We start from the raw sequence: 19,345 nt of genomic DNA on the forward strand, positions 1-19,345 counted from the left end.
CAGCGGCTGCTGCAGTTGCCACGTGCGTCGGGCGGCAGTTCCTGACGGATTCTCGGCGGCAGTCCGATCCCCTGACCTGCGTGTTTTATGCCGACTGAATGCATATGAATCAGGAATGCGCGACATTTTCGTAGCGTGACGCCTTCAGTGTGATCACACTCGTTGTCGAGCGACTGTTCAGGAAACACCAACGCGGGGGTTGGCGATGTCCGAGGCACGTGCGCACCACCTTGTGATCGCCCGGCTGGAGCGCCGTTGGCTCGGCTCAGCGGTCGCCGTCGGCTTCGCGGCGTCGCTGCTGATCGCCGTGGCACCGCAGGAGCCGGCCGTGGCAGTAGGCCCGGTGCCACAGGCCATGGCGGGCGAAGGTCCGGCCGACCGGCCCATGCCGGACGGGGTGCGGCGCTCCACCGCCCTGCCGGAGGACGAACGGCCGCCTGTGGTCCCGGAGGCCGTGCCGGCCGGCGGCGATCCCACCGAGGTCGACGCGAGCGAGTGGCGGACCCTCACCTCCCCGGTGCGGCAGCTCGCCGCCGGCGGCTTCTCCGGCATCGACCTGCGCCCGGGCTTCCTGCTCGGCGACACGTCCTTGGTGCTGTATTTCGACGATGACGACGTCGATCCGAACTGGACCGACGCCGTCGTGCGCCTGTACGAGGGGGACGACCAGACCGAGCAGGAGTCGGTGCGGCTCTCGCGAGCCGAGCTGGAGGGCCCGCGGTTCTGCGGCAGTGCGGACTTCTGCCGCTCGTTCGGGCGTGAGGACGGCTGGGAGCTCGACCCGGACAAGCGCTACTTCGTCACCGTCGCCGCCGTGCTGCCGGGCGGCGACGAGGTCGTCTCGGAGCCCTCTGGTTCGTCCCAGCCGCGCGCGACGATCCTGCCGCCGAGCATCCCGGACGACCAGGCCGCCGGCTGCGGGTGCGAGAACGCGCTGGCGCCGACCGCCGTCGGACAGGCGCAGCGGGGCGTTGGCGTCAACACGGGGACCGGCGCGTTCGTGCGCGTCGAGCGCGACATGCAGATGGCGTCGTTCGGGATCCCGTTCGCGAGCGCGCGCACCTACTCGTCGGCGAACAACCGCCAGGGCCCGCTCGGCGTCGGCTGGGCGTGGTCCTACGACATGCGCGTCACGCAGACGGACGACGGCGTCATCGTGCGCGCCGAGGACGGCGCCGAGGCGGTCTACACGCCGGACGGCGACGCGTACACGCGGCCGCCGGGCGTGCGCTCGAACCTGAGGCGGGACGGCGACGGCTGGGAGCTGGTCACCCCGCAGCAGGTGAGGTACCAGTTCGGGGCGACGGGCCGGCTCAGCGCCGTGCTCAGCCCGCGCGACGACGGCGTCCGCCTCGCCTATGTCGAGGTCGATGACAAGGGTAGGGACGAGGACCGCGACGAGGTCACGATCACGGACGCCTCTGGGCGCACGGCCGTGGCCCACCTCGAGGACGGCGTGATCACGCGGATGGTGCTCCCGGACCGCCGCCAGGTCCGCTTCGAGTACACCGACGGCCTGCTCACGAAGGTCAAGGACGCGCGCGGGAACGTCTGGGAGTACCGGTACGACGCCGAGGGCAGGCTTGCCCAGGTGATCGACCCGCACGATGTCGTCGCCGTGCACAACGAGTACGGCACCGGCGGCCGCGTGATCACGCAGCGGGACGGCGTCGGCGCGCAGATGTCGTTCGAGTGGGACGCCGAGAAGCAGGAGGCGCGCACCACCGACGCGGACGACATCTCGATCTATGACGGCTACCGCGGCAACGTGCTGCTCTACAGCCAGCGCAGCACGGGCGACGCCGACAACCACCGCTACAACCAGCGCCTCGACCGCAACCTCGTGGTCAACGGGAACCAGTACCAGCACGTGGTGCGGTTCGACGCGCAGGGCAACCCGACGCAGGCGGTGGCGCCGCAGGGCTTCGACGAGAAGACGAAGTACGACGACCGGAACAACCCCATCGAGTACACCGACGCCAACGGGAACGTCTGGAAGAACACGTACAACGAGTTCAACGAGCTGGTGCGGAGTGTCGACGCCGAGGGCAACGACATCACGCACGCCTACGACGACCGCGGCCTGCGCACCTCCACCACCGACCAGCGGGACAAGGTCACGCGGTACGAGTACCTGCCGGACGGCGAGGAGAACGCGGGGCTGCTGTCCGCCGTCGTCTCGCCAGAGGGGCGCCGGAGCGAGTACTTCTACGACCGGACGGGTCGCCAGGTCGCGCAGACCGACCCGCGCGGGACGGCGGACCCGCGCCAGCGGCGGCACTACACGACCAAGACGCACTACGACGAGCAAGACCGTGTGGTCAGTGTCGAGGAGCCCGGCAAGCACCGCGGCTGGCGCAGCGTGTACGACGACGTCGGGCGGCTCTCCCACGAGGTCACGCCCGAGGGCGTCGTCACCACGACGAGCTACCTCGACAACGGCCTGCAGTCGCGGGTCGAGGGTGGCGGCCGGGTGATGACCTTCGCCTACACGGATGCCGGGCGGCGCGAGTCCGAGAGCGTGCGGATGCGCGGCGACGACCTGACGACGTCGTACACGTACGACGCGAAGGGCCTGGTCAAGACGGTGACCTCGCCCGGCGGCAACGTGCCTGGCGCGAACAGGGCCGACTTCACCACCGAGTACTTCTACGACGCGAACGACAACCCGATCCGGATGCGGATGCCGTACCCGGGCGGCGGGCACACGGACCGGGACATCAAGGTCGACGCTCTGGACCGCACCACGGCGTCGATCAACGAGCTGAACAAGACCTCCAGCTTCGAGCGAAGCAACACCGGCCAGGTCGACTCGGTCACGGACGCCAACGGCCGCACAACCAGGATGGGGTACGACAAGAACGGGCGGCAGACCGAACGCACGGACGCGGGCAACAAGACCACGCGCACCGAGTACGACGCGGCGGGCAACAAGATCAAGGAGACGTCACCGACCGGCGCGATCACGACGTACTCGTACACCGACGACGGCCTGCTCGCCTCGGTGACGGAGCCCCGTGGCAATGTCGAGGGCGCCGACAAGGACCGGTTCACCACGCGGTACGAGTACGACCTCGCGGGCAACCGGGTCCGGGAGATCGACCCGCTCGGCAACACGATGTCGACCACGTACGACGCGAACAGCCGGCCCACCGAGCTCACCGACGCGCGCGGCGGCACCACCTTCTACGCGTACCGCGACGACGACCAGATCAGCCATGTGCGGCAGCCGGACGCACCGGAGCTGCCGCTGTTCAGCAAGGCCTTCGCGACGGTGCTCAGCTACGACGACGACGGCCGCGTGGTGGGCGTGCGCGACCCGCAGGGCGGGCGCACGCACGTCACCTACGACGACGCCGGTCGTCCGGTGACCACCACCGATCCGCTGGGCCGGACCTCGCACATCGGGTACGACGCCGAGTCGAACGCCGTCTCGAGCATCACCACCGACCGGCGCGAGGACCTGTCCGACCTCACGGACGAGGAGCGGGCGCAGCGCACCATCACCTCGGTGTACGACCTGCGCAGCCGCCTGACCAGCCAGCAGGTCGGGTCCACGGGTCCGAGGTACACGTACGGCTACGACGCCAAGGACCGGACGACGTCGTACGGGGACCCGCTGGGCGTGCGCACGATGACGTACGACGACGAGGACCAGATCACGAAGGTGGTCCGCGAGGAAGCGAACCAGGCCGCCGAGACCTTCACCTACGGGTACGACCAGCGCGGCAACATCAGCGCGCGGACGTACCCGGACGGCACGGAGATCACCTCGACCTACGACGACGACTCTCGGCTCACCTCCACGACGGCGTCGGGCGGCTCCATGGGCGCAGGCAGCGCCCGGTGGGAGTACGAGTACGACGTCGCCGGGCGCCGGACGGCAACCACGTTGCCGGCGGCCACGGGCCTGACCGAGGAGCGGGAGTACGACGACGCGGGCCGGCTCACCTCGATCGGCACCGAGCGCACCGGTGAGCCCGTCGAGGGCGTGCAGGACCCGGTCTCCGCATTCGACCTGACGCTCGACGAGGTGGGCAACCCCACCCAGGTGATGACCACACGCGGCGGCGTCACCGAGGGAGTCGCCTACGCGTACGACGAGGCGAACCGGGTGACAGAAGCCTGCTACGCGGCGCACGACTGCGACCGGTCGACCAAGGCCGCGGGCCGGATCTCCTACGAGTACGACCTGCTCGGCAACCGGACGCAGCAGAAGCGTTCGGGCTCGGCGGGTGAGGACCTGACGCGGTACTCCTACGACGACGCGAGCCAGCTGATCAAGGAGCTCACGGTCGGCAAGGACGGGGTGGAGCGCAAGGACTACGAGTACGACGTGCTCGGCAACCAGACGCGCGCGGGCGACGACCGGCTGAAGTACAACCTCGACAACACGCTGGCCGAGGCGAACGTCGACGGGATCACCACCCGCTACACCTACGACGCGACCCGCATGCGGCTCGACGCCATCTCGGGGATCGGGGCCGGCGCCAAGACCCGGCACTGGGCCTGGGACACGAACGGGTCGCTGGAGAACATCGCCGTCGACACGGTGACCGGAGCGAGCGGGGCGGTGGTCAGCCGGCAGGCGTTCGCCTACGGGCCGACCGACGAGCCGCTGGCGCTGCTGGAGACGCAGGGCGGCGCGCACGCGTACACCCACGACTGGCTGGGCGGCGTGGCGAACATGCTGTCGCCCGACGGCCAGGTCGAGGACGGCTACGACTACGACCCGTTCGGCAACCCGCGGCAGGGGACGACGCTCGCTGCGGCCTTTGAGGATGCGGATCCGGCCGCCGAGCTGAGCAACCCCATGCGGTTCGCCGGCGCGTACCTCGACCCGACCACGGGCGAGGGCAACTACGCCATGCGGGCCCGGAACTACGACCCGGGCACCGGGCGGTTCTCGTCGAGGGACCCGGCCGGAGCCATACCGGCGGGCTCGTCGCCGTACGCGTACGCGGGGAACAACCCGTTGGTCTACACGGACCCGACGGGCGAGATGGAGGAGGCCGGGCCGACCGGCGGTGGCACGTCCTCCAACCCGAACGACCCCGGCGTGGAGGTGGAGGGCCCGAGCGCCGAGGACGTGGCGAAGGCGCAGCAGCTCGAGTCGAAGTCGATGCTCGACGTCATCCTGGAGGCCGGCGGGCAGGTCCTCATGGAGTTCCTGGGGATCACCGACCTCATGGACTGCCTCGACGGCGACCTCGGTGCCTGCGTGATGCTCGTGGTCGGCGCGCTGCCCTGGGGCAAGATCTTCAAGGCGGCGAAGATCGGCGAGGCCATCTACAAGGCCGGCAAGGCCGTGATGACCTTCTCCAGCGAGCTGAAGTGGGCCAAGCAGATCCTGTCCGGCGCCAAGAAGGCGAAACAGGCGGCGGAGGCGGCGAAGGCCGCCGCGGCCAAGGCCGCTCGGGAGGCGGCCGCGAAGGCGGCCAAGGCAAAGGCAGCGGCGGACGCCAAGATCAAGAAGCTGGCGGCTGAGGCGAAGGAGCGGGCGAGAGCTGACGCCGCCAAGAAGAAGGCCGACACTTCAGGGGGAGGCGACTCGGCGAAGGCGGACGAGCCACTGACCTGCAAGACCGGTAACAGCTTCGTGTCAGGCACCCTGGTGCTGCTGGCGAACGGCACTCGAAAGCCGATCGAGGACCTCGAGCCCGGCGACGAGGTCCTTGCCGGTGATGAGGAGACCGGCGACCGCTCAGGCGGGCAGCTCGTCACCGCGCGCATCACGGGTAGCGGTCCCAAGACTCTGGTCACGGTGACCGTGCGGGACGACGACGGTGGTCAGCAGAAGATCGTCGCAACCGACGGGCACCCGTTCTGGAACCCCGAGAAGGACACCTGGGTCGATGCGATCGATCTCCGCTCGGGCGACTGGCTCAAGACGAGCGCCGGCACCTGGGTACAGGTCGCGGACGTCGATGTGGAGCACGAGCGCGCCGTGGTGCACAACCTCACCGTCGACCGTGATCACACGTTCTACGCCAGCGCCGGCGACGCCTCGGCCGACGCGGTACTGGTCCACAACTGCCCCACGGGCGAGAACGGCGCCCTGCGCAACCCGACGACCGGCCGGTTCGAGACGAACCCCGCGACGCCGCCGCGCCCCGCACCCTCGTCAACCCACGGCAACTCGCGAGCGAGCACCGCGACGAACTGGTTGTACCGGCGGGTGAGCGCTGACGGGACGTTCCAGAAGTGGGGAATCACCAACGACCTCAAGGGACGTTATGGTTCTTCGGAGCTGGGTACCGACCGCCTGATCCCGATGACCAGTGGCACGCGGGACCAGATGCTCAACCTCGAGCGGTGGATCGTCGAGCGCGATCCAGGTCCGCTAAACCACGAACCATGGGCAGGGAGTGTGCCGTGACGGACGACGCAGGGCCCCCGGCGCTCGCCGTGGGCGCGGTCATGGGGGACATCGACGGCGAGCGAGCGTGGGGCGCCGAGATCGGCGCACTCTCGATGCGTGTGGCGGAGCTGGGTGCCGGCGTGCGCAGCCCTGTCCGGCTGAGCGTGGTCTTTCACGTCGACGGGAGGGTGGCACCCAATACGTTCGTCGGTGTCCGCACGGGCCGGTTCCGCACCAAGGACAGCCACCTCACGGTCCAGGCGGCGGTCGGGCCGGGGCCGGTCGAGGACCAGCGAGCGGTCTTGGTCGCGCTGCTGTCCGATGCGGTGGCGGAGGCTGAGTCGTACGTCAGGAAGCGACGGATCGCGGACGACCTCCTGCCGATCCGCGCGCTTGTCGACCAGCTCTCGGCGAGCTGACGGCGCGTGGGGGAGCCGTCCCGATCCCGCTCTACGCCAGGTCGACGTGCTTCCTGGCCGACTCCATGAAGGCGAAAACACTCTGCCGGGACGTGTCGCGGAGGCGCGCGAACTCCTCTCGCTCGAGGTTCGGCTTGATCCGGTCCACATCGTCCAGCGCTTGCCTGCCGAGCTCGATCAGCTCCCCGGACTCCGTGATCAGCTGGACCCGGAACAATGCCTCCAGCGCAGTCGTGTACAGCCGGTAGGTCTCGTAGCGGAGCATCTCGGGGTCGGCGCCGTCGCGCTGGTCGTGGATGGCGTACCAGCGGTCCTTGGAGGTGCGGCGCAAGTTGCCGAGCGCGCCGCCGAACGCCGTGTACGCGCTCACGCGTTCCTGGCGCAAGCGCTCGTTGCGTTGGAAGCGCTCGGCGTCCGCCCGGTTCCGCCGTTGGAAGTAGTGGGTCGCCAGCGACCCGAGCAGTGTTCCGACGACGGCGACGACGCTGGTCACGATGATTTCCACGAGCCGAAGCCAACCATGCCGCGAGGCTCCGGGGGAACATGTACACGGCCGGTGAGGTAACGGACGAGTAGCACTGCTACGGCTCCGTTACCTACCTGGCTGAGACAGCCTTTCCCCGGGAGGCGCCACACCTCGACCGCAACCGCGTAACGACCGCCCGGGTCCTGAGGACCGGGAATGAGCACCCCGCGGCGCGAGTTCGGTCAGGCATGGAACTTCAAGTGGTGCTGCCCAACGAGTTTCCGACGATGCCGGCCCGGACGCTCACCGAGCTGACGCAGGCAGCCGAGGATCTCGGTTACACCACGGCGTGGTTGCCCGACCATGTCCTGCCGCCGGGTGAGTTCGGGGAGAGGTTCGGCGGCGTCTACGAGCCGCTGGTGACGATCGGGCACCTGACGGCGGTCACCGAGCACCTGCGGTTCGGCACGTCGGTGCTGGTCGCACCGCTGCGGGACCCGTTCGTGCTCGCCAAGCAGGTCGCCACTCTGCACGAGCTCTCCGGCGGTCGGGTGATCCTCGGCGTCGGCGTCGGCTGGAGCGTGCCGGAGTTCGACGCCGTCGGGGCGGACTACGCGCACCGCGGCGCCGTCACCGACGACATGCTCGCGCTGCTCGGGCACCTGTTCTCCGGTGGGGCCGCGCCGTACCAGGGCCGACGGTTCTCGTTCGAGCAGGGCGTGTTCGCGCCCGCGCCCGACGGGAGCGTGCCGATCATGGTCGGCGGGAACAGCGACGCCGCACTCCGCCGCGCCGCCCGCTACGGCGACGTGTGGCAGGGCATCCCCGCCGACCCCGGCACCTTCGCCGAGCGCGTGCAGGTCCTTGCTGAGCTGGCGAACGGTCGCGACGTCGTACCCGCGCTGCGGATCGGCTGGGACGGCAGCACGCCGGTCGAACGGGTGGCGGACGCCGCCGTCGCCTACCGCGAGGCCGGGGCCGCCCAGCTCGCCGTCCACTTCGGGGAGCACGAGGGCACCGCCGAGCGCATGACTGCCCTGGCGAACGCGGTGGCCGGCCGCTGAGCAGGGCCGCCCCGCTCGGCGTCGGGCGAGTCAACCGACAGTCGGCGCCGCCAGGCGGTCCAGGGCCGCGACGACGAGCGCCTCGACGCCCGTCTCCAGGGTCGGGTGGGGCACCGGCGCGAACCGCGGCGAGTGGTTGGACGGGATGTCCTGGTCCGTCGTGCCCGCGGCGAACGCCGCCTGATAGGCGCCCGGGTCCCAGCCGCCGAGCAGCCAGTAGACGATCGGGACGTTCGCCGCGGTGGCGAGCACGCCGACGTCCTCGCTGCCCGACACGGGGCCGGGATCGATGACCCGCCCCGTCCCGAAGTGGGCGGCGAAGACGCCGCGCGTGCGCTCGGTCTCGGCCGGGTCGTTGACGACCGGCGGGAACGAGTCGCGCGTCGTGACCGTTGGCGGCTGCGGTGCGCCCGCCGCGGCCGCCTCGCCCTCCACGATGCGGTGGATGGCACGCAGGACCCGCGCCCGCACGGCGTCGTCGAAGTAGCGGACGTTCACCCCGAGGTACGCGTCCTCGGGAATGATGTTCTCCTTGGTCCCTGCCTGCAGCGTGCCCACGGTGACGACGGCGGCGTCGCCCGCCGCTACCTCGCGCGAGACGATGGTCTGCAGGCGCATCACTGTCGAGGCGGCCATCACCACCGGGTCGACGGTGGCCTCCGGCCGGGAACCGTGGCCGCCCCGCCCGACGAGGCGGACGTTCACGACGTCGGTGCCCGCGAATGCCGGGCCGGCGTGCACACCGAGCAGACCCGCCGAGACCGGCGCGACGTGCTGCCCCAGCACGATGTCCGGGCGCGGCACGAGGTCGTACAGGCCGTCGTCGACCATGGCGCGGGCCCCGCGGCCCAGCTCCTCCGCCGGCTGGAAGACGACGACGAGGGTTCCCGACCACGCGGACCGGCCCTGCGCCAGCACGTCGGCGGCGCCGAGCAGTGCGGTCACGTGCACGTCGTGCCCGCACGCGTGCATGACGCCCGACTCGAGCCCGTCGGGCGTGGTGGCGCGCACCCTGCTGGCGTACGGCAGGCCGGTCTCCTCGGTGACGGGGAGCGCGTCCATGTCGGCGCGGAGCAGCACGCACGGGCCGTCGCCGTTGCTGAGCACGCCTGCCACCCCGGTCCCGCCGACGCCGGCATGGACCACGTACCCGAGGGCCGCGAGCCGTTCGGCGACGACGGCCGCCGTGCGGTTCTCCTGGAACGACAGCTCCGGATGCTCGTGCAGGTCGACGTAGGTCTCGCGAAGGCCGGGCAGCATCGAGGCCAGCGGCGCCAGCACGGCTTCGACGTCGGGCCCCACGGGAACCGTCATGCCTCCCACCATGCCACCGGAGCCCGAGCCGGGCCCGGCTCAGCGGCCACCGTGACCTTCACCGCGAACGGCTCCAGGGGGGCGCACCGAGGCCGGCGCCTCGATCCGCGTGGTCGTCGCTGCGGGCAGCAGGTCGGCCGGCACGAGCGCGGAGACCGCCGTGCGGTGCACACCGCCCTCGTCCGTCCCCGCGTAGACCCACCCGCCGTCCGGGCTCACGGCCAGGGACCGCACCGACATCGCCGTCAGGCCGCCCGACGCCGACACCCACGTGACGCCGCCGTCGGCCGAGACGAGGACCCCGGCACCGTTGGCCGCCAGCCCGTACGGCCGCCACCGCGCGGCGCCTGCGACCAGGAGGTCCATGCCGGCGGCCGGACCGTCCGGCACCTCGACGGACACGAACGAGCCGACGGCGGCCGACGTGTTCGGCACCTCGGCGGCCCGGAAAGTCGCGCCGCCGTCCATGCTGACCCGGACGCCCGGCGCCTCGCCGACCACCACGTGGTCGGTGTCCTCCGGATCGACCCACACGGACCGCACCTCGTCCCGCGTCAGGCGGGTGAGCGTCTTGCCGAGGTCGTCCGACCGGTACAGGCCCGACGACGTCGCCAGCCACAGCCGCCGCTCGTCGATCGGGTCCATCACGACCTGCCGGACATACATCCCGTGGGCGTAGCTGGTCCACGTGTCGAACCCGTCGCGCGACACCATGAGGCCGGTGTCGACCAGCGAGGTGTACCCGACGGCGACTGTGTCCTCCTCGTGCGGAGACACGGCGAGCGCGGTCGCGTCGAAGCCCCCGGCCGGTCCCACCTGCGCCAGGTCGGCGTCCATCTCCCCGGCGCTCGCGGTGAGGATCCGGCCGCTGCCCCAGGCGTTGGCGCCGACCGCCCAGACGTCCCGGTCGCCGAGCGGGGACTGGGTCACCTGGGAGACCTGGCGGCCGATGACGCCCTCGGCGCCGATGGAGCCCCAGTCCTGCGTGTCCGGGCCCAGGTCGGCCTGGGCCCGCTGGTGCAGGCCCTCGAAGTCGACGGCCCGCAGCACCGGGTCGCCCTCGGCATCGACCCCGGCGTGCACGCCGGAGACGTCGCTGCCGGAGACGCCGGTCCTGGTCCACTCCTCGCCGTCGTCGGTCGTGTAGTAGCCGGCCCCCTCCATCGCGATGACGACCTGTTCCGCGGGGGTCCCCGGCCAGTGGTCGACGTCGGTGGCGAGCGGACCCTGGACGGGCAGCGGATGGGTCTGCCACGTCGCGCCCTGGTCGGAGCTCGTGCTGTACGACGACAGGCCCGAGGCGTACACGGTGCCGTCGGTCAGCGTGGTGACCGTGACATAGGACTGCCCGGTGTCGGCGCCCTCCGTCCACGTGACGCCGCCGTCCGTCGAGGTCAGCGAGATACCGTCGCCGCGGACGGTGACCGCCGTCGGACCGTCGGCGACGACGCCCTGGGGGCGGTCGGTGTAGTCGGTGGTGACGTACGGCTGGGTGACCTCGCTGCCGCCGGTGAGCGCCCCGGCGATGCGGTAGACGCCGTCGTAGGTGGCGAACAGCAGGTCGTCGCCAGCGAAGGCGGCGCCGGACACGAGGCCGTCCCAGGTCGGGGCGACGCGGCGCCACCGCTGGCCGCCGTCCCGGCTGAGGTAGACACCGTCGTCGGTGATGGCCGCCAGGGCGTCCCCGTGGGCGACGAGGTCGCGGATCGCGACGTCCGGGAACGGCAGGACGGTCCACGTGGCCCCGGCGTCCGGGGTGTGCAGGATGCGGCCGGCGTAGCTGGGGTCGAGGACGACCCGGCCGGAGGCGCCGTTGAGCGCGACGTAGAACCCGCCGGGCGTCGCGGTGTCCGCCACGGGAATGCCCCAGCCGTCGGCGACGGGCATGCTCCGCACGCGCTCCCAGGTCTCGCCGTGGTCGGTGGTCACGAACGGGTGCACACCGCTCCCCGCCATGGCGAGGCCGGTCCCGGGGCTGGTGGGCGATGTCGCCAGCGCGCGGGCCGCACCCGACAGGCCGACCTGCTCCCACGCGCCCGGCTGTTCGGCGCCCTCGGACTGGACGCCGCCGGTTCCGGTCAGGGTGCGCCCGGTGATGGTCGCGCGGGCGTCGAGCCGGTAGGTGCCGGGCTCGTCGAGCGGCACGGTGCCGCGGTACCAGCCGGGGCTGGTGCCGACGGCGGCGAGGGCAGCGGTGTACACGTCGCCCGACGGCGCGGTGGCGCGCACGGTCGGCGCCGCCTCGGGTGGCATGGGCGTGTTGACGAAGACCTCGGTGCTGCCGGTGGCCAGCGATGGTGAGGCCTGGACCTGCAGCGGTCGCACGTAGGCCGCGTACGGGACCCGCACGGTGCTGCCGTCCGAGACCTTGCCGAGGACCACGCCGGAGGTCTCGCCGTCGACCGCGCCGGAGCTCGGGGTGACGGTGAGGTCGACCGACGCGTCCCGGCCGGCCTTGATCCTCAGCGTCCGGGCGGACAGCTCGGCCTTGCCGGTGCTGCCGACGGCCTCCTCGACGGACAGCCGGACGGTCACCGCCCGGTGGCCCGAGTTGTGCAGCACCACGGTGCGTGTGCGGGCCGGGTCCTCGCCCATGTCGGCCAGCCCCAGGGAGACGGCGTCGGGGGAGGCGGTGACCCGCTGGTCGACGGCGGCCGCGACATCCAGCTTGCCGGCACCCTGGGCCGACGGTGAGAGGCCGGCGTCGTCGGACTCCAGCGGCTGCGCTGCGCCGATGAGCGAGGCCCGGAGCTGGGCGGCCGTCTGCTCGGGCCGGGCCTGGGCCAGCAGCGCGGCGGCCCCGGCGGCGTGCGGCGCGGCCATGGACGTGCCGGACATCCGGTACTGGTCGCCGTCCACTCCGAACTCAGCCGGGATGTCGGACATGATCTCGAAGCCGGGCGCCACGATCTCGGGCTTGAGCGTCATGGCATCGCTCGGGCCGCGGGAGCTGAAGCCGGCGACGGTGTCGGTCCGGTCGACCAACCCGATCGTGCCGCTCACCGTGCCGGCCAGCACCTCGGACTTGAACGTCCGGTACTCGGCCGAGCTCAGGTTCATCATCACCAGGCTCTCGCGGCGCAGGTCGATGCCGCCGCCGGCCAGCACGTTCGCGGATCCCTGCGGGCCGGCGCCGTCGTCACCGGGCGGGTCGGTCGGGCTCGGCGAGTACAGCAGCGCGCCGATCGCGCCGTGCTCCTCGGCGAGCTCGGCCTGCAGCAGGTGCAGGCCCTGGACCTGGCCCAGCGAGGTCGTGGTCAGGCTCTCCATCACCACGATCGCGCCGCGCACGTCGCCGGCCCGCTCGTAGTCCGCCGCGTCGAAGCCGTCGCCGACGTCGACCAGGCGGCCGGTGAGGCCCTCCGCGGGCGGGTTGGCCGACAGCGGGAACCGGGTGACGTCCAGCGGACGGGGCTTGTCGCGCTCCTCGGCGCCGTCGAGCGTGATCGTCGGGTCGGCGACGCCGGTGACCTGCGCGCCGACGGCGATGACGCCCTCGGCGGCGGCCGGCGAGCCGATGCTCTGGTCGTAGGGCCCGGAGTTGCCCGCGGCGGCCACGACCACGACGCCCTGCCGCACGGCCGCGGTGGACGCGCGCCCCAGTGGATCGGTGCCGTCGCCGGGCGTGCCGATGCTCATGTTCACGACGTCGGCGGGGGCGTCGCCCAGCGGGTCGATCGCGGCGTCCAGGGCGAGCAGCAGGTCGGACGTCGTCCCGCCGCCGTTGGCGTCCATCGCCTTCCACGCGGTGAGCGTGACGTCGGGCGCCATGCCGGTGAGGTTGTCCCCGCCCGCGCCGACGATGCCGGCCACGTGGGTGCCGTGCGCGTGGTCGTCCATCGGGTCGGCGTCGTCGTTGACGAAGTCGTAGCCGTCCACCACGCGGTGGCCCGGGCCGAACCCGGCTCCCAGGTCGGGCAGTGTGTAGTCGATGCCGGTGTCGATGACCGCGACGGTGCGGCCCTCGCCCGTGACTGGCCTGCCGGCGGGGTCGGTGCGCTCCCAGACCCGCGGCGCGCCCGTGGCCGGGATGTTCGCCTCGCCGAGGATGCGCACCGGCGCGTCCTCGGTGACGCGCGCGACGCCGGGCGCGGAGCGCAGCTCGGACAGGTCCGCGGGGTCGATCGTCGCGACCAGCGCGTCGAGCACGCCGGTGACGGACTCGGTGTCGTCGAGGCCCACGTCGTGGCGGACGGCCCAGGAGGTGACGCCGCCCTGGGCGTCCTCGACGGTGTCGACGGCGGCCCGGTACTCGGCGGCGAAAGCGCTGCGCGCAGTCGCCTGGTCCGAGCGCGCGGCGGCGACCTCCTCGTTGCCGACGACGTCGGCGGCGGACGGGGCGTCGAGCTCGATGACGACCCGCACCGGGGCACGGTCGGCGGCAGGATCGGAGGCAGGTTCCGGGGCGGCGACGGCGGCGCCCGGAGGCAGGATCACGGAGGCTGCGACGAGAGTGCCCGTGATGAGGGCACCCCAGCGGCGGCCGGAGGGCTGAGGTTGCATGAGGGGTTGTCTAGCCGCCGTCGGCCCGGTTGGGCAACGGTTTCATTGGCCGGTCGAGGCCACTGGCCGGTACCGGCCGCAAGTGTTTACACGCCTGTCACGCGGGAGGCGCCTTTTCACCCGCCCGAAGGTTCGTCAGAGCCAGCCGCGGCGGACCGCCTGGACGCCCGCCTGGAAGCGGTTGGCCGCGCCCAGCCGGCGCAGCAGGTCCGCGCTGCGGCGCCGCAGCGTCCGCTCGGAGAGGCCTAGCTCGCGGGCGATGGTCTCGTCCTTCGCGCCGGAGCCGAGCAGGGCGAGCAGCGCCCGGTCATCCTTGCCGGGGCCGCGGTCCGGGGGAGCGGCGTCGTCCAGGCTGTCGGACGCCGGCACCTCGACCGAGCCGGCCCACACCGCCTCGAAGGCGGCGCACAACAGGTCGACGAGCGGCCCGCCCTCGACGACCACCGCCGTCGGCCGGTGGGGGTCGAGCGTCGCGCTGACCAGTGCCGTCCGCCGGTCGGCGATGGCGAGCTTCGTGGGCAGGGTCCGGGCGATCCGGGCCTGCTCGCCGACGGCGGCCGCGTGGCGGATCTCCGCCCAGGCACCCGGCCGCTCGAGCACCTCGGCGGCGTAGACGGCCCGCCACAGCACGCCGCGCTCGAGCACGAGCGGCTCGACCGGGTTCTCGCCGGCCAGGACGTAGGGCGGGCGGTCGAACGCCATGAACTCCGTGGTCACCTCGTGCTCGAGGCGGGTGTACCAGGCGCCGATGAGCGCGGGGTCGTCGAGCACGTGGACGCCCCCGCCGGACTCGCTCGTGTCGGCGGTCTGCTCGAACAGCTCGGCCAGGTCCGGGATCGCCGCGCGGATGCGGTCGAGGTGCGCCTCGGTCCGCTCGGTCAGCGCGCGTAACGCGATCCGGGGGTCCACCGCGGTGTACTCGCCCTCGCTGCCGCTCGTGCGGTTGATGAGCCCGGCGGCTCGCAGCCGCGCCAGCATCCCGCCGGCGTCGGTCCCTTCCAGCGGCACGTCCTGGGCGACGTCCTCCACCCGGACCGTGCCCTGGGCGAGCACGTACCGGTAGACCAGCCGGGTGTCGTCGTTGATGCCGACGGCGTCGAAGCTGCCGCTGGTGTCGACGCCGTTGGGTGCGATGTCGTCGGATGCTGGATCCCGGTCCGCTGCCATGCCGGTCAGCGTAGGCCGGGTGTCGCCGGGCGGAGCTGTCGGCGGCGTCTCGCGGAGGCCGCACGGGCTCCGGGGGAAAGCTATGTCGGTCAGGTAGGTAACGCAGACGTAGCAGCGCTACATCTCCGTTAGCTACCTGGCCGGCATGGTCCTTTCCCGGAACGGCGCCGCAGATGGACGGCGTCAATCAGGGAGCCGGATCCGCATGCCCAGGCTCGGGGCGACGTCCGTGAAGCCGAGGCTCTCGTAGAGCCGGCGCCCCGGAGGGTCCGCGATGAGGGTCACGTACGGGTCCGCGGGAGCCTTGGCGCGGATCTCGTCGAGCAGGCGGTTCATCACCGTCCGGCCGAGGCCCTGGCGCTGGAACTCCGGCCGCGTGGCGATGTCGGCGATGTGGAAGTACCAGCCGCCGTCGGAGATGATCCGGCCCATCGCGACGGCCCGGCCGGCGTCAGCACGCTCAGGGTCTGCGGCGGCGTCACCGCCGGTCCGCACGTGGCAGAAGTACCAGCTCCCGGTCAGGGCCGGCGCACCCTGCTCGGGCGTCTTGGGCGACAGCCCGGAGGACCGGCGCAGGTCGAGGTACTCATCCAGGCTGGGCGGCTCGTCCACGAGGCGATACATGCGGCGATCATGACACGCCCCGCTCGCTCACAACCGAGGTGTGGTCTGGTGGACGGGGTCAGCCCTTGACCGAGCCCGACATCAGGCCGCCGATGAAGTACTTGCCGAGGATGATGTACACCACCAGGGTCGGCAGGGAGGCGAACAGCGCGCCCGCCATGGAGACGCCGTAGTTCTGCAACAGCGCGCCGTTGGCGAGGTTGTTCAGCGCCACGGTGACTGGACCGTTCTGGGACGACGAGAAGAACACCGCGAACAGGAAGTCGTTCCAGGCCGAGGTGAACTGCCAGATCAGCACCACGACGAAGCTCGGGATCGAGAGCGGCAGCACGATCGACCAGTAGGTGCGCAGCATGCCGGCGCCGTCGACCCGCCCGGCCTCGATGAGCTCGTGCGGCACCGTCGTGTAGTAGTTCCGGAAGATCAGCGTGGTGATCGGGATGCCGTAGACGACGTGCAGCATGATCAGCGTCGGCACGCCGGTCGGTATGCCGACGTCCAGGACGAGCTGGTTGAGCGGGATCATCACGGCCTGGTACGGGATGAACATCCCGAACAGGATCACCGTGAAGACGATGTCCGCGCCGCGGAAGCTCCACCGGGCCAGCACGAACCCGTTCAGCGACCCGAGGAACGCCGAGATGATGGAGCTCGGCACCACGATCGCGAGGGTGCGCCCGATCGCGGGCGACAGGGTGGTCCAGGCCGTGGCCCAGTTCTCCAGCGTCCAGAGCTGGGGCAGGGCCCAGGCGCGGCTCGGGTCGGCGTCGCCGGTGCCCTTGAAGCTGGTCACCAGCAGCACGTAGACCGGGATGAGCACGACGATCAGGAAGAAGATCAGCGCCGCGTACTTGAGGGTGCGGGTCAGGGAGTAGCGCCCCGGCCGCACCCGCGGCGCGGTGGTCACCGGGCGGGCTGCGGTGAGCTGTTCGGCTTCGGCGGTCATCGCTTCTCCTCGCGGTTCGTGCGGATCAGGTACGGCACGATGACGAGCGCGACGATGATCAGCAGGATCGAGCCGACGGCGGCCGCGTTCGCGTAGTCGAAGCTCGACTTGAACACGAACATGTCGACGGCGGGGACCTTGGTCTGGTAGTTGGCCGGCTTGGAGATCGACATGATGAGGTCGAACGCCTTGAGCGACATGTGGCCGATGATGATCAGCGCGGAGAGCGCGACCGGCGAGAGCTGGGGGAACAAGACGTGCCGGTACAGCTTCCACTCGCTGGCGCCGTCCATCCGGGCGGCCTCGCGCAGCTCGTGGGGGATGCCGCGGAACCCGGCGAGGAACAACGCCATCACGTAGCCCGACAGCTGCCAGATCGCGGGGATGGCGATGGCGATGATGCCGAAGGTGACGTTGTTCCACCAGTTGTTCTGCAGGGCGTCGAGGCCGACGATCTGGAACAGGCGGTTCAGGCCGGAGGCCTGCTCGTCCTGGTTGGAGTTGAGGAGCCAGCGCCACACCACACCGGAGGCGATGAACGAGACCGCCATCGGGAAGAGGTAGACCGAGCGGAAGATCCCTTCGCCCTTGACGGGCTTGTCGAGCATCCACGCCCACAGGAAACCCATGACCATCGTCCCGGCCAGGAACACGACGGTGTACAGGACGAGGTTCATCAGCGAGTGCTGGAAGTCCTCGCTGGCCAGCAGGTCGAAGTAGTTGGTGAACCACACCATCGCCGAGGGTTCCTGCTCGGTCGCCTGTGCGGCCGTGTGGTTGTCCGTCAGCGACGTGGTGAAGTTGGCGACGATCAGCCCGTAGACGAAGACGCCGACGAGAATCAGGGACGGGGCGAGCAGGAGGAGGGGTGGTCCGACTCGCCGCAGTTTCTTGAGCATGTGGGTACCTCGGTGGTGGTCCTGGTGACTGGCGCTTGACTGGCACGGCCGCGCGCCGTCGGGATGAACCCGACGGCGCGCGACCTACGGCGGCGTGCGTCGCCCGGGAGCGGTCAGCCCCCGGACGGCGTCAGCCCTGCGCGGCGGCAGCGAGCTCGCCCTGGAACCCGGCGAGGTCGGACGCGCCGGTCGTGAACTTGCTCGTGGCGTCCGAGATCGCGTTGAGCGTCGCCACCGGGGTAGCCGCACCGTGCGCCAGCGAGGACACGATCGTGTCGTTCGCGAACGAGTCGATGGCGGTCTGCTGGTACTCGGAGAAGTCGGCCGGGTCGGCGTCGGTACGGGCGGGGATGGAGCCCTTCGCCTTGTTGAACGCGACCTGGCCCTCCAGCGAGCCCACGGTCTCGAGCCACGCCTTGGCACCCTCGGGGTCGGGAGCGCCGACCGGCAGCGTGAACGAGTCGGCGAGGAAGTCGAACGTCCCGTCGGTGCCGGCGACCGGAGCGGCGGTGAAGTCGGTGCCGAGCTCCTTGTCCTGCTCCTCGAACGCCGCGACGGCCCAGTCACCCATGACGTTGAACGCCGCGCTGCCGTCGATGACCAGCTGGGTCGCCTCCGGCCAGTCGAGTCCGTCACGGTCGTCGTTCGTGTAGCCCATGAGCGTCTCGAAGTCCTCGAGCGCCGCGGTCACCTCGGGGCCCTCCCAGTCGGTGGAACCGTCCCACAGGCCGGTGTACCCCTCGGGGCCGAGGTCCGCGAGCAGCACGGTCTCCAGCAGGTGCACCTGGGTCCAGGTGGTGCCGACCGACAGCGGCGTGACGCCGGCCTTGTCGAGCTTGTCCAGGTCGGCGATCCAGGCGTCGAGGTCCGCGTACTCGGCCTCGGGGTCGATGTCGTTCTCCTCGAGCACCGTCGGGTTGGCCCAGACGACGTTCGCGCGGTGGATGTTCGACGGGATCGAGTAGATCGCGCCGTCGTCCGACGAGAGCCGGTCGACCAGGTCAGCCGGGAACGCGTCCGTCAGGCCGAACTCGTCGTAGAGGTCGGAGACGTCCTCGATCTGCGCGGCGTCGATGTAGTCCTGCAGCTCCATGCCTGCGTGCGCCTGGAACGTGTCCGGCGGGTCCTGTGCCTGCAGACGGGTCTGCAGCAGGTCCTTCGCCGCGGAACCCGCGCCACCGGCGACCGCGCCGTTCACGAACTCGATGTCGGGGTGCTGCTTCTCGAACTCGCCGACGAGGGCGTCGAGGCCCGCCTTCTCGGAGCCCGCGGCCCACCAGGTGAACACCTCGACCTGCTCGCCACCGCCCTCGGCGCCGTTGTCGCCACCCGTGTCGCCGCCGCCGCACGCGGCCAGCGTGAGACCGAGCACAGCGGCTGTCGCCACCGTCGCGGTCATCCTCCGGTTCACTCGCATCTGGGGTCCCTCAACCTTCCTCGGTCGCTGGAGCACCGGCCCGGGACGTCGTCGTACGTGCCGGAGGTGTGACCCTCACCGCGCTCGGAGACGACGTCGTTCCTTGTGACCGGCCGGGCGCGCCTGTACGCCCGTGAACCCGGCTCCCATCGAACGTCCGCCGAT

General features: G+C 71.3%; 11 protein-coding genes. 3 read left to right on the forward strand and 8 right to left on the reverse strand.

Going from position 1 to position 19,345, the window contains the following annotated elements; all coding sequences use genetic code 11:
- The first annotated feature begins 205 nt into the window (after positions 1–205).
- Together EW117_RS21025 and EW117_RS21030 are read left to right on the forward strand one after the other, a co-directional pair.
- Positions 206–6,379 carry a polymorphic toxin-type HINT domain-containing protein gene (locus EW117_RS21025; protein ID WP_242504425.1) on the forward strand — a complete coding sequence of 2,058 codons (6,174 nt, stop codon included), beginning with the start codon at positions 206–208 and terminating at the stop codon, positions 6,377–6,379.
- Positions 6,376–6,780: a hypothetical protein gene (locus EW117_RS21030; protein ID WP_129788647.1), complete on the forward strand. Its 405-nt coding sequence runs from the start codon at positions 6,376–6,378 to the stop codon at positions 6,778–6,780. The genes EW117_RS21025 and EW117_RS21030 overlap by 4 nt, the downstream gene beginning before the upstream one ends.
- 31 nt (positions 6,781–6,811) lie before the next feature.
- Here the strand turns inward: EW117_RS21030 and EW117_RS21035 are convergent, their stop codons facing one another.
- Positions 6,812–7,285, reverse strand: coding sequence for a hypothetical protein (locus tag EW117_RS21035; protein WP_129788648.1), 474 nt, complete (start codon positions 7,283–7,285; stop codon positions 6,812–6,814).
- 209 nt (positions 7,286–7,494) lie between these two features.
- On the opposite strand from EW117_RS21035, the gene EW117_RS21040 reads away from it, so the two are divergent.
- Positions 7,495–8,310 (forward strand): TIGR03619 family F420-dependent LLM class oxidoreductase, encoded by an 816-nt coding sequence (locus EW117_RS21040; protein ID WP_129788649.1) that lies wholly within the window; start codon positions 7,495–7,497, stop codon positions 8,308–8,310.
- Between the two features lie 30 nt (positions 8,311–8,340).
- Here EW117_RS21040 and EW117_RS21045 read toward each other — a convergent pair whose 3' ends face one another.
- The 7 genes from EW117_RS21045 to EW117_RS21080 all read right to left on the reverse strand — a co-directional run bounded on the left by EW117_RS21045 (position 8,341) and on the right by EW117_RS21080 (position 19,180).
- Positions 8,341–9,570, reverse strand: coding sequence for an amidohydrolase (locus EW117_RS21045; RefSeq protein ID WP_129788693.1), 1,230 nt, complete (start codon positions 9,568–9,570; stop codon positions 8,341–8,343).
- A gap of 93 nt (positions 9,571–9,663) precedes the next feature.
- Positions 9,664–14,127, reverse strand: a complete 4,464-nt coding sequence (locus EW117_RS29510) for a S8 family serine peptidase (RefSeq protein ID WP_165362801.1) — start codon at positions 14,125–14,127, stop codon at positions 9,664–9,666.
- A 135-nt stretch (positions 14,128–14,262) separates the two neighbouring features.
- Positions 14,263–15,294, reverse strand: a complete 1,032-nt coding sequence (locus tag EW117_RS21060) for a helix-turn-helix domain-containing protein (protein ID WP_129788650.1) — start codon at positions 15,292–15,294, stop codon at positions 14,263–14,265.
- Between the two features lie 183 nt (positions 15,295–15,477).
- A complete protein-coding gene (locus EW117_RS21065; protein WP_129788651.1) occupies positions 15,478–15,918 on the reverse strand; it encodes a GNAT family N-acetyltransferase in 441 nt (146 codons plus the stop codon).
- Between the two features lie 58 nt (positions 15,919–15,976).
- Positions 15,977–16,864, reverse strand: coding sequence for a carbohydrate ABC transporter permease (locus EW117_RS21070; protein WP_129788652.1), 888 nt, complete (start codon positions 16,862–16,864; stop codon positions 15,977–15,979).
- Complete coding sequence (locus tag EW117_RS21075; RefSeq protein ID WP_129788653.1) at positions 16,861–17,763, reverse strand: carbohydrate ABC transporter permease; 903 nt, start codon at positions 17,761–17,763, stop codon at positions 16,861–16,863. Before EW117_RS21075 ends, EW117_RS21070 begins: the two co-directional genes overlap by 4 nt.
- Before the next feature lie 130 nt (positions 17,764–17,893).
- Positions 17,894–19,180 carry an ABC transporter substrate-binding protein gene (locus tag EW117_RS21080; RefSeq protein WP_422891358.1) on the reverse strand — a complete coding sequence of 429 codons (1,287 nt, stop codon included), beginning with the start codon at positions 19,178–19,180 and terminating at the stop codon, positions 17,894–17,896.
- Between the last annotated feature and the right edge of the window lie 165 nt (positions 19,181–19,345).

Source organism: Promicromonospora panici (genome assembly GCF_900608595.1).
Lineage (GTDB): Bacteria > Actinomycetota > Actinomycetes > Actinomycetales > Cellulomonadaceae > Promicromonospora > Promicromonospora panici.

Excerpts from the sequence above, each read along its gene's own strand:
- EW117_RS21025 (WP_242504425.1), top strand. The coding sequence starts at position 206 with ATGTCCGAGGCACGTGCGCACCACCTTGTGATCGCCCGGCTGGAGCGC.
- EW117_RS21040 (WP_129788649.1), top strand. The coding sequence starts at position 7,495 with ATGGAACTTCAAGTGGTGCTGCCCAACGAGTTTCCGACGATGCCGGCC.
- EW117_RS21045 (WP_129788693.1), bottom strand. The coding sequence starts at position 9,570 with ATGCTGCCCGGCCTTCGCGAGACCTACGTCGACCTGCACGAGCATCCG.
- EW117_RS29510 (WP_165362801.1), bottom strand. The coding sequence starts at position 14,127 with ATGCAACCTCAGCCCTCCGGCCGCCGCTGGGGTGCCCTCATCACGGGC.
- EW117_RS21060 (WP_129788650.1), bottom strand. The coding sequence starts at position 15,294 with ATGGCAGCGGACCGGGATCCAGCATCCGACGACATCGCACCCAACGGC.
- EW117_RS21065 (WP_129788651.1), bottom strand. The coding sequence starts at position 15,918 with ATGTATCGCCTCGTGGACGAGCCGCCCAGCCTGGATGAGTACCTCGAC.
- EW117_RS21070 (WP_129788652.1), bottom strand. The coding sequence starts at position 16,864 with ATGACCGCCGAAGCCGAACAGCTCACCGCAGCCCGCCCGGTGACCACC.
- EW117_RS21075 (WP_129788653.1), bottom strand. The coding sequence starts at position 17,763 with ATGCTCAAGAAACTGCGGCGAGTCGGACCACCCCTCCTCCTGCTCGCC.
- EW117_RS21080 (WP_422891358.1), bottom strand. The coding sequence starts at position 19,180 with ATGCGAGTGAACCGGAGGATGACCGCGACGGTGGCGACAGCCGCTGTG.